20 protein-coding genes are annotated in these 22,613 nt (G+C 61.3%); 6 read left to right on the top strand and 14 right to left on the bottom strand.

Annotated elements, in window-relative coordinates:
* Nucleotides 1-49: 49 nt before the first annotated feature.
* Complete coding sequence (locus tag AC58X1_RS04310; RefSeq protein WP_101319782.1) at nt 50-886, top strand: bifunctional allantoicase/(S)-ureidoglycine aminohydrolase; 837 nt, start codon at nt 50-52, stop codon at nt 884-886.
* 74 nt (nt 887-960) lie between these two features.
* Here AC58X1_RS04310 and AC58X1_RS04315 read toward each other — a convergent pair whose 3' ends face one another.
* From AC58X1_RS04315 to AC58X1_RS04325, 3 genes are all read right to left on the bottom strand, one after another.
* Nucleotides 961-1,227, bottom strand: a complete 267-nt coding sequence (locus AC58X1_RS04315; RefSeq protein WP_101319784.1) for a DUF1652 domain-containing protein — start codon at nt 1,225-1,227, stop codon at nt 961-963.
* Nucleotides 1,228-1,443: 216 nt separating this feature from the next.
* Nucleotides 1,444-2,328 carry a pirin family protein gene (locus AC58X1_RS04320; RefSeq protein ID WP_497428413.1) on the bottom strand — a complete coding sequence of 295 codons (885 nt, stop codon included), beginning with the start codon at nt 2,326-2,328 and terminating at the stop codon, nt 1,444-1,446.
* A gap of 108 nt (nt 2,329-2,436) precedes the next feature.
* Nucleotides 2,437-3,318 carry a LysR substrate-binding domain-containing protein gene (locus AC58X1_RS04325; RefSeq protein ID WP_101319788.1) on the bottom strand — a complete coding sequence of 294 codons (882 nt, stop codon included), beginning with the start codon at nt 3,316-3,318 and terminating at the stop codon, nt 2,437-2,439.
* A 157-nt stretch (nt 3,319-3,475) separates the two neighbouring features.
* On the opposite strand from AC58X1_RS04325, the gene AC58X1_RS04330 reads away from it, so the two are divergent.
* Together AC58X1_RS04330 and AC58X1_RS04335 are read left to right on the top strand one after the other, a co-directional pair.
* Nucleotides 3,476-3,877 carry a MerR family transcriptional regulator gene (locus tag AC58X1_RS04330; protein WP_101319790.1) on the top strand — a complete coding sequence of 134 codons (402 nt, stop codon included), beginning with the start codon at nt 3,476-3,478 and terminating at the stop codon, nt 3,875-3,877.
* A 20-nt stretch (nt 3,878-3,897) separates the two neighbouring features.
* Entirely contained in the window at nt 3,898-4,797 is a 900-nt protein-coding gene (locus tag AC58X1_RS04335; RefSeq protein ID WP_497428414.1) for a hydroxymethylglutaryl-CoA lyase, read from the top strand.
* A 542-nt stretch (nt 4,798-5,339) separates the two neighbouring features.
* On the opposite strand, the gene AC58X1_RS04340 is transcribed toward AC58X1_RS04335, so the two are convergent.
* Nucleotides 5,340-5,861: an MgtC/SapB family protein gene (locus AC58X1_RS04340; RefSeq protein WP_101319794.1), complete on the bottom strand. Its 522-nt coding sequence runs from the start codon at nt 5,859-5,861 to the stop codon at nt 5,340-5,342.
* A 127-nt stretch (nt 5,862-5,988) separates the two neighbouring features.
* On the opposite strand from AC58X1_RS04340, the gene AC58X1_RS04345 reads away from it, so the two are divergent.
* The 3 genes from AC58X1_RS04345 (at nt 5,989) to mapR (ending at nt 9,207) form a co-directional block, all read left to right on the top strand.
* Complete coding sequence (locus tag AC58X1_RS04345) at nt 5,989-6,228, top strand: DUF3203 family protein (RefSeq protein ID WP_101319796.1); 240 nt, start codon at nt 5,989-5,991, stop codon at nt 6,226-6,228.
* Between the two features lie 120 nt (nt 6,229-6,348).
* Nucleotides 6,349-7,758 (top strand): cytochrome c oxidase accessory protein CcoG, encoded by a 1,410-nt coding sequence (ccoG, locus tag AC58X1_RS04350; RefSeq protein ID WP_497428415.1) that lies wholly within the window; start codon nt 6,349-6,351, stop codon nt 7,756-7,758.
* A 39-nt stretch (nt 7,759-7,797) separates the two neighbouring features.
* Nucleotides 7,798-9,207: a GntR family transcriptional regulator MpaR gene (mapR, locus tag AC58X1_RS04355; RefSeq protein ID WP_497428416.1), complete on the top strand. Its 1,410-nt coding sequence runs from the start codon at nt 7,798-7,800 to the stop codon at nt 9,205-9,207.
* Nucleotides 9,208-9,226: 19 nt separating this feature from the next.
* On the opposite strand, the gene AC58X1_RS04360 is transcribed toward mapR, so the two are convergent.
* The 10 genes from AC58X1_RS04360 to AC58X1_RS04405 form a co-directional block, all read right to left on the bottom strand.
* Nucleotides 9,227-9,496 (bottom strand): hypothetical protein, encoded by a 270-nt coding sequence (locus tag AC58X1_RS04360; RefSeq protein WP_150569118.1) that lies wholly within the window; start codon nt 9,494-9,496, stop codon nt 9,227-9,229.
* A gap of 269 nt (nt 9,497-9,765) precedes the next feature.
* Nucleotides 9,766-10,512: an SDR family oxidoreductase gene (locus AC58X1_RS04365; protein WP_497428417.1), complete on the bottom strand. Its 747-nt coding sequence runs from the start codon at nt 10,510-10,512 to the stop codon at nt 9,766-9,768.
* A 58-nt stretch (nt 10,513-10,570) separates the two neighbouring features.
* Nucleotides 10,571-12,106: a DHA2 family efflux MFS transporter permease subunit gene (locus AC58X1_RS04370; RefSeq protein ID WP_150572569.1), complete on the bottom strand. Its 1,536-nt coding sequence runs from the start codon at nt 12,104-12,106 to the stop codon at nt 10,571-10,573.
* Entirely contained in the window at nt 12,103-13,296 is a 1,194-nt protein-coding gene (locus AC58X1_RS04375) for an HlyD family secretion protein (RefSeq protein ID WP_220633713.1), read from the bottom strand. Before AC58X1_RS04375 ends, AC58X1_RS04370 begins: the two co-directional genes overlap by 4 nt.
* 30 nt (nt 13,297-13,326) lie before the next feature.
* Nucleotides 13,327-13,800, bottom strand: a complete 474-nt coding sequence (locus tag AC58X1_RS04380) for a MarR family winged helix-turn-helix transcriptional regulator (protein WP_101323035.1) — start codon at nt 13,798-13,800, stop codon at nt 13,327-13,329.
* Nucleotides 13,801-13,998: 198 nt separating this feature from the next.
* A complete protein-coding gene (gene pgm, locus AC58X1_RS04385) occupies nt 13,999-15,636 on the bottom strand; it encodes a phosphoglucomutase (alpha-D-glucose-1,6-bisphosphate-dependent) (RefSeq protein WP_188036086.1) in 1,638 nt (545 codons plus the stop codon).
* An 86-nt stretch (nt 15,637-15,722) separates the two neighbouring features.
* A complete protein-coding gene (locus tag AC58X1_RS04390; protein WP_497428418.1) occupies nt 15,723-17,984 on the bottom strand; it encodes an ATP-dependent DNA helicase in 2,262 nt (753 codons plus the stop codon).
* Nucleotides 17,981-19,633 (bottom strand): VRR-NUC domain-containing protein, encoded by a 1,653-nt coding sequence (locus tag AC58X1_RS04395; protein ID WP_188036087.1) that lies wholly within the window; start codon nt 19,631-19,633, stop codon nt 17,981-17,983. Before AC58X1_RS04395 ends, AC58X1_RS04390 begins: the two co-directional genes overlap by 4 nt.
* Before the next feature lie 25 nt (nt 19,634-19,658).
* Nucleotides 19,659-21,068, bottom strand: a complete 1,410-nt coding sequence (locus AC58X1_RS04400; RefSeq protein WP_188036088.1) for a hypothetical protein — start codon at nt 21,066-21,068, stop codon at nt 19,659-19,661.
* A gap of 510 nt (nt 21,069-21,578) precedes the next feature.
* Entirely contained in the window at nt 21,579-22,601 is a 1,023-nt protein-coding gene (locus AC58X1_RS04405) for a zinc-dependent alcohol dehydrogenase family protein (RefSeq protein ID WP_497428419.1), read from the bottom strand.
* Between the last annotated feature and the right edge of the window lie 12 nt (nt 22,602-22,613).

The raw sequence follows: 22,613 nt of genomic DNA on the forward strand, positions 1-22,613 counted from the left end.
GCCGGTGCGGTTTCCGGCACGGGGAGAGAACAACAAGTCGAGACTGTCCATGTCGAACCATTCCTACTTCGCCCCTCACGGTGGGCACCCCGCTCAAACCGAGCTGCTGACTGACCGTGCCATGTTCACCGAAGCCTATGCCGTTATCCCCAAAGGCGTGATGCGTGACATCGTCACCAGCCACCTGCCGTTCTGGGACAAGATGCGCATGTGGGTTATCGCTCGCCCTCTGAGCGGCTTTGCCGAGACCTTCTCGCAGTACATCGTTGAAGTCGCTCCGGAAGGCGGCAGTGAGCGTCCAGAGCTGGACCCGAACGCCGAAGCGGTATTGTTCGTAGTCGAGGGTGAAATCGACATCACCCTGCAGGGCAAGCATCACACCCTGGCGCCTGGCGGTTATGCGTTCATTCCACCAGGCGCCGAGTGGAGCCTGCGTAACCACAGCAAGGCCAACGTCACCTTCCATTGGCTGCGCAAGCATTACCAGCGCGTCGAAGGCCTGGATATTCCAGAAGCGTTCGTCACCCACCGCGACAATGCGACCAAGATCGAGATGCCGGGCACCAACGGTGGCTGGGTCACAACGCGCTTTGTCGACATGGCCGATATGCGCCATGACATGCACGTCAACATCGTCACCTTCCAGCCCGGCGGCGTGATTCCGTTCGCCGAGACGCATGTGATGGAGCACGGTCTTTACGTGTTGGAAGGCAAAGCCGTGTACCGCCTGAATCAGGATTGGGTTGAAGTTGAAGCTGGCGATTTCATGTGGCTGCGCGCGTTCTGCCCGCAAGCTTGCTATGCCGGCGGCCCGGGTCCGTTCAGCTACCTGCTGTACAAGGATGTCAACCGTCATGTGCACCTGACACTCAATCCGCAGCGCTGAGTCAGCACAACGGGGCCGCTTAGCTGCGGCCCTTTGCCGCGATCGGCGCCGCAGCACACATCGACGGCTCGCTGTCAGGCGATCCGCTTGGCTGCAACCGGCTGCTGTGCCTGACGTTGCTGAGCGCGCAGCTCTGCAACCAAACCCACCAGATCGCGGCAACTGTTAAGGCTGTCGATCGGCACATCAGTCAGGGTTACGCAGTGCTTCAAGCTTTGGCCCTCGCCCAGCCGGATGGTCAGGCTGGCACCATCAGGGCAACTGACCTCGCACCGATCAGGCAGGCAGGCCTGTTCGATGATTTGCCGCATTTCCAACATTGAAACACCTATCAACGACATGGTACGACCCTCTTCATGGGATGGCCTGTTGTCTTTGAGTGCACCGTCAAGGGCGAGGCGTCAGCTGAGGTTGCTCAATTTCAAGCGGCGGTCCATTCGCCAGAACATCCACTGCCCAGCCACCCACTAGCACCTTAGTGGAAGATCGCCGAGCCATGACGACCGTTCGATCTGCCATCGCCCTCGCGCGACGGGCGGTCCGCCTATGCCTGCCGCTCAGTGGGCGGCGCCATGCCTACCACCCATACGTCCAAATCGACCCGATTGAAAGTCATCCAACGCCTCGGCAATCTGCGCCTGGCTATTCATCACAAAAGGCCCATAGCCAACGATTGGCTCGTCGATCGGTTCACCGCTGAGCAGCAGCAGGACCGCACCCGCCTGCGCCTCGAGGTGGACCCCCGCGCCGGCTCGGTCAAGCAGCACCAAACTGGCCGGGCCGGCTGCGCGGTTACCATTGACCGTTACGCTGCCGCGTAGCACGACTATGGCGGCGTTGCGCCCAGTGGCGACCGGCAGTTGCAGCGTTGCGCCGGCGTTGAGGCGGACATCCCAGACATCCATCGCGGTGAATGTGCGCGCCGGGCCCGCGGCGCCCTCGAACTCGCCGGCAATGACTCGCAGGCTGCCGCACTGGTCTGCCAGCGGCACAACCGGAATATTCGCTGCCAGCAGTGTCTGGTAACCCGCCGGGGCACGCTTGTCCCGCGCCGGCAGATTGACCCACAGCTGCACCATCTCCAGTGCTCCGCCGCTGCGGGCAAACGCTGGCGAATGGAATTCTTCATGGATGATGCCATCGGCAGCGGTCATCCACTGCACATCCCCCGGCCCGATCAAACCGCCGGCGCCCGTGGAGTCGCGATGCTCGACTTCGCCCTGGTAGACGATGGTCACGGTCTCAAAGCCGCGGTGCGGGTGTTCGCCAACGCCGCGCCGAGCGGTGGTGGGCGCAAAATCGTGCGGGCCGGCGTAGTCCAGCAGCAGAAACGGACTGATATGCCGAGCCAGTTGGTCATAAGTAAACAGGCTGCGCACCGGAAAACCATCGCCCACCCAGTGCCCGGCAGGGGCTTGATGAACGCCCAGAATGTCTTTCATGAGAGGTCTCCTTTTTGACTGGGTACAAGCTTACCTGCGGTGATAATCGAGCAATAGACGGTGTAAACAGCACTGATTGTCTCGCTGACAGGACAATCTGCGTGCCTGTCAGATGGCATGGACCATCAGAAGCTCTGTCAGCACCTGCGCCAACGAGCGCACCATCTGCTCGGCAGTTGGCCTGTGCACTATGACAATCTCGTAGCTGTCGACCTCCGGCAAACCGTGCTCGGTACCCAGTACGCGGTGTTCAGCCGTCGCAGCACGCGGCGGCAGCAGGCTCACACCCATACCATCGGCAACCGCCGCTTGAATCCCGCTCAGGCTGGAGCTGGTGAAGCTGATGCGCCAGCGCCGGCCCATGCCTTCGATGGCGTTGATCATGTCATCGCGGTACAGCCCACGCGGGGGGAAGGTCACCAGAGGAATTGGATCGAGTTCGAACGCCGGCAGCCGCGCACTATCGATCCACTGCAGGCGCTCGGGCCAGCAGGCCACCCCTTCGCGGCTGTTGCGCCGCTGTTTGAGCAGCACTAGGTCAAGCTCACCATTGTCGTAGGCTTGGCTAAGGTCGCGACAAAGCCCGCTGGTCACCTCGAGTTTGACCTGCGGATGGCGCCGGCTGAAGTCAGACAGCGCATTGGTCGTGCGCCCGCCGACGAAATCCTCCGGCACCCCAAGCCGCACCGTAGTGCCGACCATCGCGCCGGCCAGGGCTTCGAGCATCTGATCGTTGAGCGCCAGCATGTGCCTGGCATAGCCAAGCAAGGTCTGCCCGGCATCGGTAGGCAACACATCACGATTGCCCCGCACCAGCAGGCGATGGCCGACCATTTCTTCCAGCCGCCTGACTTTTTGACTGATGGTCGATTGAGTCGAGTGCAAGCGGGCTGCGGCAGTTGTGAAGCTGCCGCAATCGGCCACCACAACGATCGCCCGCAACAAGTCGAGATCGAACAACGCCCTATTCGATTTAACGCTGATAGACATCAGAGGATTCAATTTATAAATGATCAGTCTGACTTTTAGCATGCCTGCCAGCGCTGAACCACCCACGTGCTCCGGAAAGGGCCGATAAGCCCAGGATGCCTTGACGTAAACGTAAAGGTCCCAGTAGCTTAGTGCGATAAATCTTCCGAGCCCAAGCATGAGCACCCAGACCTACAGCATCTCCGACCTGTCCCGTGAGTTGGACATCACTACCCGGGCCATCCGCTTCTATGAAGAGCAAGGCCTGATCAGCCCTGAGCGGCGTGGGCTGGAGCGCATCTACAGTGCCCGCGACAAAGTCACGCTCAAGCTGATTCTGCGCGGCAAGCGCATCGGCTTTTCTCTGGCCGAGTGCCGCGAGCTGATCGAGCTCTATGACCCGAGCGGCGGCAACTTCAAACAGCTCAACAGCATGCTGGTGAAAATTGCCGAGCGGCGCGCTCAGCTGGAGCAGCAGATGCTCGATATTGAGCAGATGCACCTTGAACTGGATACCGCTCAGGAGCGTTGCGAGCAAGCGCTTGCCGCCACGCCCAAACCTTCCGACAGCACGTGCTGACTCGCCACAGGAACCCTGCCATGTCATTGCCAACACACGTTCGCCTGGTTGAAGTCGGCCCGCGCGACGGCCTGCAGAACGAAGCCCAGCCGATCAGCGTCGCCGACAAGGTGCGCCTGGTCGATGACCTGAGCGAGGCCGGTTTGTCCTACATCGAGGTGGGCAGTTTCGTCTCGCCCAAGTGGGTCCCGCAGATGGCCGGCTCGGCCGAAGTATTCAGCGCGATCAAGCAGCTTCCTGGGGTCACCTACGCAGCGCTGGCGCCGAACCTGCGTGGTTTTGAAGACGCGGTTGCTGCGGGTGTCAAAGAGGTAGCTGTATTCGCCGCTGCTACCGAGGCGTTCTCACAGCGCAATATCAACTGCTCGATCAGTGACAGCCTGCGGCGCTTCGAACCGATCATGGAAGCAGCGCGCAGCCATGGTGTGCGGGTGCGCGGGTACGTGTCGTGTGTGCTTGGTTGTCCTTATGAAGGCCGGGTCAGCGCCGAGCAGGTTGCTCCGGTCGCCAAGGCGCTGCATGACATGGGCTGCTATGAGGTATCGCTGGGCGACACCCTCGGTACCGGCACTGCCGGTGACACACGCAGATTATTTGAAGTGGTCGCGGCGCAGGTGCCGCGTGCACAACTGGCCGGGCACTTCCACGACACCTATGGCCAGGCCCTGACCAACGTCTACGCGAGCCTGCTGGAAGGTATCCAGGTGTTTGACAGCTCGGTCGCCGGGCTTGGCGGCTGCCCTTATGCCAAGGGCGCTACCGGCAACATCGCCACTGAAGATGTGCTGTACCTGCTGCAGGGGTTGGGGATCGAGACCGGCATAGACCTCGACCGGCTGATCGCCGCCGGCCAGCGCATCAGCCAGGTGCTGGGGCGACCGACAGGCTCGCGTGTCGCGCGGGCCCGTAGCGCACAATGAGTCACACTAATGTCATCAATGTGTGGGCCTGGTGTTACCGCCCCCACGTTGCGCAGCGGAAATTCGGGTAACAGGGAAACAATTCGACAGAATTTCCCGCAGTGAGAAGATGCAGAAAATAGCCAAGCCCTTGATTTTCAAGGATTTTAAAAAGTTGGCACGCCACCTGCTATATCTCTGACATAACAAGAACAAAAACGTGACACCCAATAAAAACAACAGGTAACGGCTCTGACATAACAAGAACAACACGGCAGAGGCGTAGCAAGCAGATTTTTTTGGAGTAGAACTGGTTTCCTGGGGGTTAACCCCGCGGCCTGACACAGAACAACAAAACTACCTTCAGGTAGCCACAGTCACGGTCGGATCAACATGATGAAAGCAGGTCAGCGCTCAAAAAAATACGTTTGCTCTTGACCCCGCATGGGGGTTGCTCGCAGCACCGAGGCAGGCTTACAAAAACAACAAAAGGCCCGCCTTCAATAATAACAACAGAGCAGGCAGCAACGATTTGAGGGGAGCTTCGGCTCCCCTCAGTGCTATCAGCCCTCTTCTTCCCGCTGCTTCTGATCGTTGCCTCCTTCGACCTTGTCTACCAGCTTGGGCATGGTGCTCAGCACCAGCAGCGCCAGGATCGTACTGATCAGCGCAGTCGCCTCCCGCCCCATCCCGGCAGCCGTCCCAATGGCTGCGGTCATCCATAAGCCCGCCGCAGTAGTCAGCCCCTTGACGTGGCTGGGATCCTTGCCATTGCCTTTGAGAATGGTACCCGCACCCAAAAAGCCGATACCTGCAACGATGCCCTGGATTACCCGGCTCAGCGCCTGAGCATCTGCGCCGGCCATACTCGGCGCCAGCACGAACAGTGCTGCACCCACGGAGACCAGCATGTGCGTACGCACGCCAGCAGACTTGCCGCGGTGTTCACGCTCAAAGCCCAGCACGGCGCCCAACACCGCGGCCATCAGCAAACGCACCAGAATGCGTGTGACCTCCTCGACGTTGGTCACATCGGCAAACTCGGTCTGGATAGTAACCAGAATCCTCTCCCAGCCGCTTTCCATCAACACCCTCCTCTGCCCGTGTTAACGGTTGACCCCTCAGCCCACGCCGAAGTGCCGTTCGATCAGCCAATGCAGCAACCCGGGCAACCGTGCGGTCACTAATAGCAACCACCCAGAGGACGCTGACATGCCTATAGAAGTTGACCAGAACAGCCGCCACTGCACGCTCATCAGCGACAAGCTGCGGATCGAGGGCACTGGCCCGGAAGTCGAGATCGTCACTGACGAGCAGCTGCGCATGTCCGTCGCTGTGCTTGCCGGGGAGCGCATACCGATCACCGAAGCGGAGGCTGACGCCCTCACTGTTATCGGTGCGGTAGATAGCCGCAGGCATCTCAAGGCAAGCGAGCCTGGCTCGGTAATCTAAGGGTTCGCCGCGGCCCACGAGATAACTGATACGGTTTTTATCGCCTTAGCTGAGTCTGTGCTGCAAACAGTCACCGGCCCATAGTGCCCGGGTCTGTTGAAGCCTGATGAGCCACGCGACATGAGCGATAAGATTCCGTACCACGTGATTGAGGTAACACCCCCAGCAGCCCAAAGAGGCAGCGGTTACAGCGGCGGCGCCGTTCACACGCGCAGCTTCAGCGGCATCTACCGCAATCTTCGGATCGGTTTTGCCGGTGCCTTGTTTGCCTTGTTCTTCGGTACGGCCTGGCTGGACTGGGATGACCGCCAGGCAGTACTGTGGGATCTTGCTGACAGTAAATTTCACGTATTCGGTACCACCTTTTGGCCGCAGGACTTCATCCTCCTGTCGGCGCTGCTGATCATCAGCGCCTTTGGCCTGTTTGCCATCACCGTCTTCGCAGGCCGAGTCTGGTGCGGTTACAGCTGCCCGCAGAGCACCTGGACCTGGTTGTACATGTGGTGCGAAAAAATCAGCGAAGGCGATCGCAATCAGCGCATCAAGCTGGCAGCAGCGCCATGGAGCCTGAACAAGGTTGCCCGGCGGAGCTTGAAACACGCGCTGTGGCTGGCCATTGCCGTACTTACCGGGCTGACTTTTGTCGGCTACTTCACCCCTATCCGCCCCCTGGCGCAGGAGCTGCTGAGTTTGCAGCTGACGGGTGTTGCCCTGTTCTGGGTGCTGTTTTTCACCGGCGCCACCTACCTCAATGCCGGTTTTCTGCGCGAAGCCGTGTGCATGCACATGTGTCCCTACGCGCGCTTTCAGGGGGTGATGTTCGACAAGGACACCCTGGCCGTCGCCTATGACCCGCGTCGCGGCGAAGCGCGAGGCCCACGCAAGAAAGGCAGCGACCCGCGCGCGCAGCAGCTGGGCGACTGCATCGATTGCACGTTGTGCGTGCAGGTCTGCCCGACCGGTATCGATATCCGCCAAGGCCTGCAGATGGCCTGCATCGGCTGCGCCGCTTGCATCGATGCCTGCGACGGGGTGATGGACAAGATGGGCTACCCGCGCGGGCTGATCGGCTACAAGTCCGAGCACACCTTGCAAGGCGGCTCCACCCACTGGCTGCGCCCACGCCTGCTCGGCTATGTAACCGCGCTGGTGGTCATGATCGGCGCCCTGGTGCTCGCCCTGCAGGAGCGGTCGATGGTGTCGCTGGATGTGATCAAGGACCGCGGCTTGTTCCGCGAAAACGCCTTGGGCCAGATCGAGAACATCTACTTGCTCAAGGTCATCAACAAGACCCAGCAGCCACAGCGCTACCAGCTGCGCCTGGTGGATGCGGACGGCTTCGAGCTGCACGGCAGCACCGAATTCACCTTGCGCGCCGGCGAAATGGGCGAGCTGCCGGTATCGGTCGCGATGCTTGCAGAGCGGCCTAGCAGCAGCGCCCAGGACCTGACCTTCGAGATCCAGGACAGCGACGAGCCAAGCATTCGCAGCAGCGCGCGCAGCCGCTTCGTCGCGCCGTTGAACCGCTGATCCCTTACACTGAGCCATCACCATGCCTGCCGACCGCCCATGAAACGCTACGAACGCTTTGCCGATGACATTGCTGAACTGATCCGCTCCGGGGTACTTGGCCCTGGCCAGCGGGTGCCCTCTGTGCGCTACGCCAGCCAGACCCACGGGGTCAGCCCGTCGACAGTGTTTCAGGCCTACTACCTGCTCGAGCGGCGAGGTTTGATCCGTGCCAAACCGCGCTCAGGCTATTTCGTCAATGCGCATGCGCCGCAGCAGATGAGTGAGCCGCAGATCATGGCGCCAGTCAGCGAGTCAACCGAGGTTGACGTCAGCGGGCTGGTATTTTCCATCCTCGACTCGATCAAAGATCCCAATACGGTTCCGTTTGGCTCGGCATTCCCCAGCCCTGCGTTGTTCCCACTGCAACGCCTGTCGCGCTCATTGGCCAGCGCCAGCCGCGCAATGGACCCGCGCATGGCGGTCACCGACCTGTCGCCCGGCAACCCGCAACTGCGCCGGCAAATCGCCCTGCGCTACATGGTCGCTGGGCTGATGTTGCCGATGGAAGAGCTGTTGATCACCAATGGCGCGCTCGAGGCATTGAACCTGTGCTTGCAGGCAGTCACCGAGCCAGGCGACCTGGTGGCCATCGAAGCGCCGGCATTTTATGCGTGCTTGCAGGTACTGGAGCGGCTCAAGCTCAAGGCTGTGGAAATCCCCGTGCACCCGCGTGAAGGGATGGACCTTGGGGTGCTTGCACAGACCCTGGACAAGTACCCGGTCAAGGCGGTGTGGTGCATGACCAATTTTCAGAACCCGGTCGGTGCGAGCATGCCTGAGCACAAGAAGCAGGAACTGGTAGAACTGCTGCGGCACCATCAGGTGCCGCTCATCGAAGACGACGTATATGCTGAGTTGTACTACTCGCAGCAAGCGCCCAAACCGGCCAAAGCCTTCGACACCGATGGCCTGGTAATGCACTGCGGCTCGTTCAGCAAAAGCCTGGCGCCGGGGTATCGCATTGGTTGGGTCGCGGCCGGGCGCTTTGCGCAGAAGGTAGAGAGGCTCAAATTGATGACCTCGCTGTGCGCATCCATGCCTGCGCAGGCGGCCATCGCCGATTACCTGCAGCACGGCGGCTATGACCGTCACCTGCGCAAGCTTCGTTATGCGCTGGAGGGTCAGCAGGCGAGCATGTTGGCAGCGATTGCGCGCTACTTCCCGGCGCAGACGCGGGTCAGTCAGCCCTCTGGTGGATATTTCCTGTGGCTTGAGCTGCCAGAACAAATGGATGCGCTGAAGCTGTTTCACATGGCTGCCGCACAAGGCATCAGTATTGCCCCTGGGCCGATCTTTTCGCCGACCCGGCGCTTCGGCAACTGCATCCGCTTGAACTACGGCAGCCCATGGGATGCGAGCGCCGAGCAAGCCATGGAAACCTTGGGGCGAATTGTGCGCTCGTTCTAGCGGTGACCGACCAGTCAAGCTACAGTTGCGCAGTGAGATATAGCGCAGGATGCAAATATGCACGACCCCTCAACTGCGCGCCTTGCGCCAGCAACTGGACGCCTTGCAGCAACGCAACAACGCCCTTGAAGCACAACTCGCGCAGCGCCAGTGAAGCGAGCAACGTCTTTATCGCTTTGTCTTCGACACCATGGACATGGGCTGTTGCATCATCGAATTCTTCGACGGCCCGGCAGGCCCGCTGAGCGACTATCGGCATGTACTGACTAATACAGCTTGCTTCACCCATGCCGGGATCGACCCACTGGGCAGAACTATTCGCCAGTTGCCACCCGTCAGGCGGAATTCTGGGTCGAGTTCTACGGCCAGGTCTTGCGCTCCGGTGAGCCAAAGCAGCTCGAGCAGACGCTGGACGCGACAGGCACCGACAACGGCACAGGCATGAATTCGCAGATACTGCTCAAACCTTTTGACCTTAAGACCTTGGCCCAACGCGTCAGTCAACTGTTGGCGGCGTCAGCACCATCGCAAGCCGGTCCTGAATGACGGGGATTTCGGCTAGCGCCCGCCGCCTAGTTCGATGAAGCTGCCGGTCGAGTAGGACGCCTTATCCGACAGCAGCCAGAGAATCGCCTCGGCGACTTCCTCTGGTTGGCCGCCCCGCCCCATCGGCAACCCTGCCTCAAGTTTGTGCACGCGTTCGGCATCACCGCTGAGCGCATGAAAGCCGGTGAGAATATAACCGGGCCGCACCCCATTGACGCGCACGCCTTCGCCGGCCACCTCTTTGGCCAAGCCAATGGTGAACGTATCCAACGCGCCTTTCGACGCAGCGTAATCAACGTACTCCGCAGGTGAACCAAGGCGCGCCGCCAACGACGACACATTGACGATCGCCCCACCCTGGCCGCCGTGCCGACGGGCCATGCGCAGCAAAGCATGCTTGGCACACAGCATCGGCCCGACCACATTGGTTTTCATCAGGTTGAGCAGGCGGAACTCGGACATGTCTTCCAGGCGGCTCTGCGGGCCGATGGTACCAGCGTTGTTGACCAGTGCCGTTACCGGCCCAAGCTCATGGTCAACGCGCTGGAACAGCTGGATGACCTCGTCCTCGACACTGGCATCGGCACGCACGGCAATCGCTTCGGCACCGCGCTCGCGGACCTCGGCAAGGATGCGCTCAGCTGCCTGATCGTCAGCATGATAATTGATGCAGATACGATAGCCTTGCTCAGCGGCAAGCCGCGCTGAAGCAGCGCCGATGCCACGGCTGGCGCCGGTAATCACGATAACCTTGTCCATCGATTGCCCCTGGGCGACTGATGGCACAAGGCTAACGCTTGCTTGCCTGAGTTGACAACTAATGTCCCGCTGAGGCCGGCCCGGCCTTGGCCGTAAACGGCGGCTTGGCAAACCATACCAACAGGATCAGGCCGGCGAATACCCAGGTCATCAGGGTGAAGTAGTCCACCGTCGACATCATGTAGGCCTGGCTGTTGACGATCTGCTCAAGCTGCGCGTAGCTCTGCGGGCTGGCGCCCCCCAGTTGCTCAAGCGTATGCCGAGTGGCGGGATCGTACTGGCTGATGTGCTCGCTCAAATAGGCGTGATGCTGATCGGCCCGGCGAATCCAGATCCAGGTTGTCAGCGATGCCGCAAAGCTGCCGCCCAGGGTCCGCAGGAATGTCGCCAGGCCTGAGCCATCGGCGATCTGCTGCGGTGGCAGGTCAGACAGCAGAATGCTCAAGGTCGGCATGAAGAACAGCGCCACGCCGATGCCCATGAACAGCTGCACCAGGGCAATGTGCTGGAAGTCCACCTCGCTGGTGAAGCCGGCGCGCATGTAACAGCTGGCGCCGATCGCGAGAAATGCCAGGCCGGCCAGCACCCGGAGGTCGAAGCGGTGCGCATACTTGCCCACGAAAGGCGACATGATCACCGGCAGCAAGCCAATCGGCGCCACGGCCAGCCCGGCCCAGGTGGCGGTATAGCCCATCTGCGTCTGCAGCCATTGCGGCAGGATCAAGTTGATGCCGAAAAAGCCTGCGTAGCCGCCAACCAGCACGATGGTGCCGACGCGAAAGTTGCGATGGGCAAACAGCCGCAGGTTCACCACCGGGTGGCGGTCGGTGAGCTCCCAGATGATGAAGATGGCAAGGAACACCACCGAGATCAGGCTGCCCATGATGATGAACGACGACTCGAACCAGTCCAGGTCGTTACCCTTGTCGAGCACAACCTGCAACGCCCCCACCCCAATGATCAAGGTGATCAAACCGATGTAGTCCATCGGTTGCCGGCTGGTCACGACCGGTCGCGTGCGCATCTGCTGGCGCACCACGGCAGCGGCGAACAGGCCAATTGGAACGTTGATGAAGAAAATCCACGGCCAGCTGTAGCTGTCAGTAATCCAGCCGCCCAAGATCGGCCCGGCAATCGGTGCAACAACCGTCACCATCGCCAGCAGCGCCAGCGCCATTCCCCGCTTGGCCGGTGGATACACTGCAATCAGCAAGGTCTGCGTCATCGGGTATAGCGGCCCGGCGACCACCCCTTGCAGCACGCGAAAGCCAACCAGCTCAGGCATCGACTGGGCGATCCCGCACAGAAATGACGCCATCACGAACAACAGCGTCGCCCAGATGAACAGCTTGACCTCACCAAAACGCCGGCTTAGCCAGCCGGTCAGCGGCAAGGCAATCGCGTTGCTCACCGCAAACGAGGTGATCACCCAGGTGCCCTGCTCGTAACTGACACCGAGGTTGCCGGAAATGGTCGGCAAGGCGACGTTGGCGATGGTGGTATCGAGTACCTGCATGAACGTCGCCAGCGACAGACCAATGGTGGTCAGCAGCAGGCTTGGCGGAGTGAACTGCGCAGCGCCGTTGTTGTTCATCGCTGCGCCGTCTTGCCTGCGGCGCTGTTGTCATGGATCAAGCGCGCAATCAGCCGGTCAGCGTCGACCAGTTGGCGCTCATACACCTGGGTGCTGTAGCTGGCTTGTTGCGGAGGCTGTTGCGCCAGGGTCGGGCCGGTCTGATCGTGCAGGTCGACTTCAACCACCGTCGACAAGCCGATGCGCAGCGGATGATCGCGCAGCTGCTCGGGGTTAAGGTGCACACGCACTGGCACCCGCTGGACGATCTTGATCCAGTTGCCGGTGGCATTTTGCGCAGGCAGCAAGGCAAACGCGCTGCCGGTACCGGCGCCGAGACTGTCGATGGTGCCGGTGTACTTGATGTCGCTGCCATACAGATCGGCGCTGATCTCTACCGGCTGGCCGATGCGCATATTGCGCAGCTGGGTTTCCTTGAAGTTGGCGTCGATCCACACCTCATCCAGCGGGATCACGGCCATGGTCGCAGTGCCCGGTTGCAAGCGCTGGCCCAACTGCACGGTGCGTTTGGCAACATAGCCTGTAACGGGTGCAACCAAGGTAGTGCGAGCGTTATCCAGATACGCTTGGCGTACATCGGCAGCGGCAGCCATCACCTCCGGGTGCGAGGCCAACAGCGTGTCGTCAACCAGCGCAGTACTGGTGTTCAGCTGCTGCTGGGCGCTGTCCAAGGCACTTTGCGCGGAACTCAGGTCGTCCTGGGCATGGGAGATCTCTTCGCGGGAGATCGCCCCGCTGTCGGCCAGGACCTTGCGCCGGTTGTAGTTATCGCGGGCTTTCTTCAATTCCGCAGCGCGGCTTTGCATCTGTGCCTTGAGCGAGTCGACGTTACTGTACAAGCCGCGGACCTGGCGCACGGTACGCGCCAGCTTTGCCTCGGATGACTGCAAGGCAACCTCGCTGTCGGCGGGATCGAATCGCAGCAAGACCTGGCCGGCCTGCACCAGATCGCCATCGTCGGCGCCGATACTGGTAACCGTGCCGGTCACCAGCGGGGTGATTTCCACCACGTTGCCGTTGACGTAGGCGTCATCGGTGCTCTCGTGCCAGCGCCCGACCAGGCTGTACCAGGCCCAGGCAGCAGCGCCACCGAGTATCACCAGCAAGAGCACGGCCAGCAGCCAGGTCTTGCGCTTGCGCGAATTTTCGGGAGCCGGGGAAGATTGGGTTGTGTCCGCAGGAGTGGCCATGACAGTACCTTGGAGAATTCGTAACAGGGATCAACGATCGCCGAAGCGGCGGATCGTCAGAGGGTCGCCGGCATTGAGCAGGACCTTGGCCAACAGGCCTTCGAGGGTCTGCAATTCTTCAGGCTGGAGCACGCCGACCAGTTCGTTCATTGCCGCTGCGCCTACTTCGGGCACGCGATCTGCCAGGCGCTGACCGTCGGCGGTCAGGGCCAGGCGCACCTGACGGCGGTCGTCCGGGCAGCGATTGCGCAGGATCAGCCCTTTGTGTTCGAGGCGGTCGAGCATGCGCGTCATCGAGCCGCTGTCCAGGCCCAGGTAGCGACACAGCTCGGCCGGGGTGTCGACCTGGTACTGAGTGACGATGATCAGCACCTTGAATTGCGCGGCCGTAACCCCTTCGCCCTCGAGATGCGCGTCAAGAATGCGGTCCTTGAGCAGCGCTGCTCGGCCCAGCAGCATGCCGATCGTGCAGGTCTGGAAGTTTTCAGGACTGAAATGCGACATCGGCTTGCGGCCCAGCTCAGACAAATGTGTGTGCAAATATTACTGCTTAGGCAGTGAATGTCAAAGCCTTGATTAGGTGGCTATGTAAATTGCCGATAATTGGCCGCAATGCCATAACTCTGAAGGCCGCAAGGCTCGCCCACAAAAAAGGGGCACAAGGCCCCTTCTCTGCTTTCGATATTCAACTCAGCTCGCTGGTCAGGCGATAGCTGCATCCACCAGCACCTGAGCCTCCTTGACCAGGCGCTGCAAGTGCGCCTCGTCGATAAAGCTCTCGGCGTAGATCTTGTAGATGTCTTCGGTGCCCGACGGCCGCGCGGCAAACCAGCCATTGGCCGTCATCACTTTGAGCCCGCCGATCGCCTGAGCGTTACCCGGCGCGTGGCTGAGGATCTGCTCGATTGGCTCGCCCGCCAGTTCAGTCGACGTCACCTGCTCGGGCGCCAGCTTGCTCAGCAGGGCTTTCTGCCGTGGATCGGCCTTGGCCTCGACTCGGGTTGCGTAGGGCTTGCCCAGCTTCGCAGTGAGGTCGGCATAGATCTGGCTCGGGTTACGTCCGGTGCGGGCAGTCATCTCCGCGGCAAGCAAGGCTGGAATAAGCCCGTCCTTGTCCGTGGCCCAGACCGATCCGTCGCGACGCAGGAACGAGGCGCCGGCACTTTCTTCGCCGCCAAAGCCTAGCGAGCCGTCGAACAGACCCGCAGCAAAGTACTTGAAACCGACTGGCACTTCGTAAAGGGTGCGGCCAAGCGCTGCAGTCACGCGGTCAATCAAACCACTGCTGACCACGGTTTTGCCCACTGCAGCATCGCTGCGCCATTGCGGGCGGTTGCGGAACAGGTAGTCGATGGTCACGGCCAGGTAGTTGTTGGGTTGCAACAGGCCCTCGGCGGTGACGATGCCGTGGCGGTCGTGATCAGGATCGCAGGCAAAGGCCACATCGAAGCGGTCGCGCAGGCCGATCAGGCCCTGCATGGCGTAAGGCGAGGACGGGTCCATGCGGATCTGCCCGTCCCAGTCGACGCACATGAAGCGGAAGGTCGGGTCGACCTCGGTGTTGACCACTTCCAGGTTCAATTGGTAGTGGTCGGCAATCGCCTGCCAGTAACGTACCCCGGCACCGCCCAGCGGATCGACGCCCAGACGCAGGTTGGCCGAGCGGATTACCTCGAAATCGATCACGTTTTCCAGGTCGGCGACGTAATTGCCCAAGTAGTCGTGACGCTGGGTAGTCGGCGCTTGCAGCGCTTGCGCATAGTCCATACGCTTTACCCCAGCCAGATCTGCGCCAAGCAGTTCGTTGGCCTTGGCCTCGACCCACTTGGTCACGTCGCTGTCGGCCGGCCCGCCATTGGGCGGGTTGTACTTGAAGCCACCGCTCTGCGGTGGATTGTGCGACGGCGTGATGACAATGCCATCTGCCATGCCGCTCTGGCGGCCGCGGTTGTAGCAAAGGATCGCGTGCGACACCGCAGGCGTTGGGGTGTATTCATCGTCCTTGGACAGCATCACCTGCACGCCGTTGGCGGCCAGCACTTCCAGCGCGCTGGCGGCCGCCGGCGCGGACAACGCATGGGTATCGGCACCGATGAACAGCGGCCCGTCGATGCCTTGCTGCTCACGATACAGGCAGATGGCCTGGGTGATCGCCAGCACATGCGCCTCGTTGAAGCTCAACTCCAGCGACGTACCGCGATGCCCCGAGGTGCCGAAGGCCACGCGCTGGGCTGCCACGGACGCATCAGGGCGGCCGGTGTAATAGGCGGTCAACAGGCGGGGAATATCGACCAGCACACTGGCCGGAGCCGGCTTGCCTGCCAAAGGACTGAGCGTCATGCAGAAACCTCGAGTTCAACGAATGTGAGTGTTGGAACACGCAGTGTACTGGGAGTTGCAATGCCGTGCGATGGGGCCTGCGGGGATTATTCGCTAGCTATCTGCCACCATTTGGGAAACATCTGCTGAACGCGTGTTTCAGCGAAGCGCTCGTCGATCAACAGCAACACGCCGCGGTCCTGATCGCCACGAATGACCCGCCCTGCGGCCTGGATTACCTTGCGAACGCCGGGGTACAGATAGGCGTAGTCAAAGCCGGCGCCGAACTGCCGGGCCAAGCGTTGCTTGAACTGCTCATTGATCGGATTGACCTGTGGCAAACCCAGCGTGGCAACAAATGCGCCGATCAAGCGGGTTCCCGGCAGGTCGACGCCCTCTCCGAATGCGCCGCCAAGCACCGCAAAACCAATGCCCTCGCCATCCGGGACAAAGCGCGCCAGAAACGCTTCGCGCGCAGCTTCGTCCATGCCGCTGGCCTGCTCCCAGCGCGGCAACTGCGGATAGCGCTCGGCAAGCAGTGCGGCCACCTGTTGCAGGTACTCGAAGCTGCTGAAAAAGGCCAGATAGTTGCCAGGCTTGCTGCGGTACTGCTCGGCGATCAGCTCGACGATGGGCGCCAGTGACGCCTGCCGTTCGCGGTAACGCGTCGACACCTGGCTGATGATGCGTACCTGCAATTGCTCGGCCTGGAACGGCGCGGCAACATCGAGCCAGGCCGTGTCGGCCGGCATCCCAAGCAGATCGGCATAGTAATGCCGAGGGCTGAGCGTGGCAGAAAACAACGTGACACTGCGCGCAGCGCTCATGCGCGGCCCAAGCAGGCGGGCCGGGACCACATTACGCAGGCATAGCGTGCTCAGGCGTCTGTTACGCGGGCCATTACGCACGCTGACATCAAACAGAAAGTGCTCGTCGAACAGCTCGGCAATGCGCGTGAACTGCAGGGCCTGGAAAAAAAACTGCAGCAGCAGCGGATCAATGCCCAGCGGCGATTGGTTGAGCTGCTCCTGGATCAAGCCAACACATTGCTGCAACGCCCCGATAAAGGCTTCTGGCAGGCGCTCGCCGGCTTGATACGGTACACGCTGGTCTTTATGCAGGGCATTCCATTGGCGGTTGAGCCGATCCAGCGCGCTGCTCAGCCCTTGCGGTTTGCTTTGCCGAAGCGTCAGCAACTGGCCCTGATCGAAACTGGCGCTGTACATCGCCCGACCACGCTCGATCAGGTTGTGTGCTTCGTCCACCAGCACTGCCACGCGCCACTGATTGAGCTGCGCGAGGCCAAACAGTAATGCGTGGGCATCAAAGTAATAGTTGTAGTCCGCCACGACCACGTCAGCCCAGCGCGCCATCTCCTGACCCAGATAATAAGGGCACACCTGATGCGCCAACGCGACCTCGCGCAACGCTTCGCGATCCAGCAGCGGCACAGCGCCAGCGGCCTCGCGGGCAGCCGGCAGGCGATCGTAAAAGCCTTTGGCCAGTGGGCACGACTCGCCATGGCAGGCGTTGCCTGGATATTCACAGGCCTTGTCCCGAGCGATCAGCTCAAGGCTGCGCAGAGCCGGCTGCGGGCTGGCGGCGGTGAGCTGGCGCAGGGCATCCAGGGCCAGTGCCCGCCCCGGGGTCTTGGCGGTCAGGAAGAACACTTTGTCGAGCTGCTGCGGCACCACCGCCTTGAGTAATGGAAACAACGTGCCGAGTGTCTTGCCGATGCCGGTACTGGCCTGAGCCATCAGACAGCGACCGGTGCTGACGGCCTTGTACAGTGTCTCGGCCAACTGGCGCTGGCCCTGGCGAAACTGCGGGTAGGGGAAACTCATTGCCTGCAAGCCCTGGTCACGCGCTTGCAAACGTTGCTCCTGTGCCTGGGCCCAGGCAAGAAAGCGTTGGCATTGAACCTCGAAAAACAGCTGCAGATCTGCTGCGCTGTAGTGCTCGCTGATCAGCGTTTGGCGGTCGCTGTCGACATCCAGATATACCAGCGCTACGTCGATGCTGGGCAACTGCCGCGCCTGGCACAGCAACCAGGCGTAGACCTTGGCCTGCGCCCAATGCAACTGGCGATGGTTGGCTGGCTGGCGCGCCAGATCACCGCGGTGGGTCTTGATTTCTTCGAGGCGGTTGCGCGCCGGATCATAACCATCGGCGCGGCCACGTACCTGCAGGCTGAGGTATTGGCCCTGCAGGCTGACTTCAGCTTCATAACCCACCTCGCGGCGTGCCACTACCCGGCGATGGCCGGCGATGCCCTCCTGCGCAGTGGGTGATGGGGTAAAGCGCAGGTCGAGGTCGCCGACCTTGGCGCTGAATTCGCACAAGGCGCGCACGGCGACGGTATAACTCATGCCTGGGCAGCCGCCCAACGCACATGGCAGACGGTAACCGGCAGGCCGTGTTCGCGGCAGAATTCGATCCAGCGCAGCTGATTGTCCTGGAGCCGATCGCCCGGTCCTTTGACCTCGATCATGCGATAGCTGCCCTGCTCCGGCCAGAACTGAATCAGGTCAGGCATGCCTGTGCGGTTGTTGCGGATGTCCTGCAGCAAGCGCAGGAAGCACTGTTTCAGATGCATTGCCGGCAGGCAGCTCAGGGCCAGTTCAAGCAGCTCCGTGGGCAGCATCGACCAGAACACGAACGGCGACTGCAGGCCATATTTGGCCTGATAACACGCGCGGATCAACTCGCCATGGCTGGCATCATCGAGCCGCCCCAGGCAGCTGTCGAACAGCGCGCTGCGGCGCTCGCGAAAGTCAGCGTCATGCAAGTCCTGCGGCGCGCTCTGAAACGGGTGAAAAAACGCCCCGGTCACGGGCGCGAAGATCGGCTCCCAGCACAGCAGCCCGAACAAGCTGTTGAACAAGGTGTTCTCGACGTAGTGCACCGAGCCACCCTCCTGTGCCAGGTGCTCCTGCACGGCCCGCTCGACACCCAGCGCAGCCATCTCGGCGGGCAGTTCGAGTTCGAGGAGGGTAACCGCACCAACCCGCCGCCGCGGCGTCGGTGGCCCGCCGAGCTTGCGTGCCAGGCGCGGCAGCATGCGCGCCAGGGCCTGTGTTTCGAGCGGGTTGGCAGGCGCACTGGCCATCTGCTCAGCAAGCCTGTACGCCTTGCTCCACTGCTCGCTGCGCTCGTGTACACGCACCTGGCGAATACGTGCCTCAGGGTGCAGGCTCTGCTCGTAGACCGCCAATGCCAGCTGCCATTCGGCCAGGCGTTCGCAATGCTGACCAACACTGAACAACAACCGCGAGCGCCGCCGCGCCAGCCAGGGGTTGTCACTGTGCAGGCCGTCGAGTTCCGCCAGCAAGGTTGCCGGCGCCTCGCCCTGCTCCAGGCGCTCGGCGCAGTGATGTAGGGCCATGGCCAGGTCGACTTCGGCACGTTTGCGCAGGGCGCGCGAGTCATCACTGAAAGGGACTTTTTCAAAGCGCAGCACGCCGGTATCGGCGAGCACGAAGTCTGACCAATCCTGGTAGAGGTTGCCAAAAAACAGCAGGCGCAACCGATCACACAGGGGCTGCAATCGCCAGTGGATGACCTTCACATCAAAGCCGGCGAACCATTGGGCCAGCGGCCTTGGCTCCAGCTGCAGGGCTTGCAGTTGCAGCAGCAGATCAGCCTTGGCTGCCCGTGGCCTGACCAACTGCGCGGCAAAGCACGCTGCCAGTTCGTCTTTGCGCAGCAAGGCAAACAACTGCTCGATCGTCAGTGGCGCGCGCTCGCAGATCCAGCCCAGCTCTCCCAGCGGTCGCAGGGCTGAGTGGGCATCACCAATCTCGGCATAGGTCAGCTTGTCAGTGCGAAACAGCTCACCTTTGCGCATCACCATACGTACCAGCAGCGCTTGGGCGGGCTGCGGCAGGCGCTCGAACGCAATCAGAAAAGCCTGCTCGGACTCATCGAGCAGATCGTGGTAACGCTGGGCGACCCACCCCAGCACCTGGCGAAAATTATGCAGGTAGTAGAGCGGGTCTTCGACGGAATGGGCAATCACGATACGGGTCAGCCAGCGGGGACAGCTACTGGTTATACATACAGACAGCTGATCCTGGCAAGCACTCCGGATCAGTGGTCGTCAGCTCATCGGCACTGCGCAGCAAGCACAGGGCCATGTCGCGTCGGGCCAGGTACTCCAGCATGCGCCTGGCGGGCTGCCCCACCTGCCGCCCATATACCGCACGCAACTGCACCAGGCTCAAGCCGCTTGCCTCGACCAGCCAATGCAGGACGCCATCGGGGCATGTTTTGCCCAGCAGGGCCCGATGCAGGTAGGGCATGGCCACCAGCATCCCCGGGTGATAGCACTCGATAAAGCTCACCAGGCCAGCACCGTGACCGGCAAATGGGGCATGCAGCAAACAGATCAACTGCTTCTCGGTCAGTTCCAGCACCTGCATCAGACGCGCTTGCGCCATTTCGTCGGCGGCCTGTTCTGTGCGTGGTTTAAGGCCCAGCCGCAGGTTTGCGCCCTTGACCCGACGCTGGACAATGCGCTCGCGCAACTGGCGAAGCTGGATCAAGGCATCCACCTCAAAGCACACTGCCAGCGGTGGCAAACACTCAGCCGCGACGAGGGGCGCTTTCAACAGCCGCTCGAACTCAAGGTCTGCCGGCTTTTGATCGAGCAGGTCGCCAACTGCGATCACCTGCAAGGACGCACCATCGCTGCTATCGGTTGGCGCAAGCGCAGCTTGCGACGGCGTAGCGACAACGTCATGCAGCCAGGCCAGCGCCTTGATCAGGTAGGCGATATCCAGCGAGAGCGGGTGCAAGCCGGGCTCGTCAGCCAGGCGCAAACAACGCCGGCACCACGCCAGGTAGCGGTAGCGCTGGCGGGGCGGCAGCATGGTGATCAGTGCCAGTACGCCTTGCGCATCGCTCAGCACCTGGTTACACGCGCTGGCCATCTGCAAATGCAGGCGGCTGCCAAACAACGCCTCCGCCGCGCCGCCATTGAGATGACCAAACAGCAATATCGCATCGCGGGTCGGTATCCAGTCCGCGTGCTGTGTTTGCGGCCTGCGGCTGAAGGGCACCAGGTGCTGGCCCTGGATCATCAGCAACTCCACGCGCGGATCGTCCTGCAGAAACAAGGTGCTGAAACACCGCTCGTGATAGTCCAACACGGCCTCGCTGGCCGCCGGCAGCGAGGCAACCAGCACTTTCAGCCTGAACGTCTGCGGCGCACGCTGGGCGATGGTCAGCTGAGCTGCGCGCAGCGTGCTCAGCAACAAAGCGCTGTCACGGTCTGCGCCGTGAATCACCAGCAGTTGAAACTGGCCAAGACAGTCAACCCCTCCCGCTGCGACCATCAGCCGTTGAATCAGCAGCTGCATCGAAGCGCGCAGTGCTTGCGACATATGCCCCATCAAGTGATCAAGCACTTGCGTGTAGACATATTCCAACGCTTGTTCATGGATATTGCTCATGACGGCACTCCCTGTTTCAGACCACTCATCCTCGAACTACCAAGTATGGGCAATCTCAATATGTCGATAAACTTTTGGGAAATTTCCCACAAGCAATTGCGAAACCATGATTTAGTTGCTGAGCTACACACCTTCTAGACACACGTGCTCGCTCGCCCCTCTTCCGGACCAGCACCTGAGCGCCTGCGACTGCGGCGAGTCCTGTGAGCCTTGCAAGCTGATGAGTTCGTCCTGGGCGATTAACGCCACAGTTCTGGGAATAAACGCTTCATCCAAGAATTAACGAGAAAACCATCAGCAAGCAAGCACAACAATCAAGCAGCTCAATCGTAAATTAGACGGAGAAGTTTCAGCGACAGGGTAAGCTGTAGGATATTTACTTAAAGCGTGTAGGATTTATCCGAAGTAACGCTTTGATACGGAATTAGCCGCAATCAACAACGAAAAAGGGCCGCAATGCGGCCCTCTCAAAGGTGGGACTGATTACCGCCAGCCTGGCGGCAGCAGGTTTCAAACCTGGCCCATGTCCAGTACCACCCGGCCACCGCATGGGCACTCGTCCATGTAGCGATGAGCCTCGACCACCTGGCTGAACGGATACACCTTGATGATCTGCGGCGTCAGCAACTGGTCAGCCGTGAACTGGTTGATATCGCGTAGCGCGCGCTGCAAGGCGACCTGGTCCTGGCTGATACCCAGCTCCGGCTTGCCGATGAAGTTGCCGATGCAGTGCACGTAGAACTGGATGTTCTTCTGAAACGCCGCGCACGCTGGGAACGGCGTCTGGTTGCCACCTTGCAGGCCATACAGCACCAGGCTGCCACGCGGCGCCAGAACATCGCCCAACAGCGACATCTGCGGCCCACCCAGGCCGTCGAGGACCATGTCCACGCCGCGCCCATCGGTGTACTTGCCGATCTGCATGAGCAGATCCTGCTCCTCGGTGACGATGACCTTGTCAGCGCCCAGGCCCAAGAGGTATTCGCGCTGTTCCGGGTCCTTGGTTGCAGCAAACACCTTCAAGCCCAGCGCCTTGCCCAACTGGACAAATGCCGGCCCGGCGCAGTGGCTGGCATCAGTGACCAGCGCGGTCTGGCCGGCCTTGGCCCGCGCCAGATCAACATAGGCGAAGTAGGCGATCAGCAGCGGCGTGTAATGCACGCTCGCTTCGACCGGAGAGAGAATATCCGGGTAGCGGGTGATCGCCGTGCGCGGCAAGACGATAACGTCACCGTACACCGGATGATCATTGGCGCTGGTGGCCGGGAAGCTCGCTACCCGATCACCAACAGCTATATCGTCGACGCCAGCGCCTACTGCGGTGACCACGCCGGCCATTTCCTGGCCGATGCCGGCTGGCAAGCGCGCCTTGGACGGTGCCAGGTTCTGCCGCCAGAGCACGTCATACCAGCTGACGCCAATCGCTTCGACGCGGATCTGCAGCTCGCCGGCAGCGGGCGACGGCGCGCCCTGCTCCTCGATGTGGAGCACATCGGCGGCGCCGAAGGAGTGGAATCGGATCATGCGGGACATCGCATACCTCGC

This window comes from Pseudomonas sp. PGPR N4 (assembly GCF_059693665.1).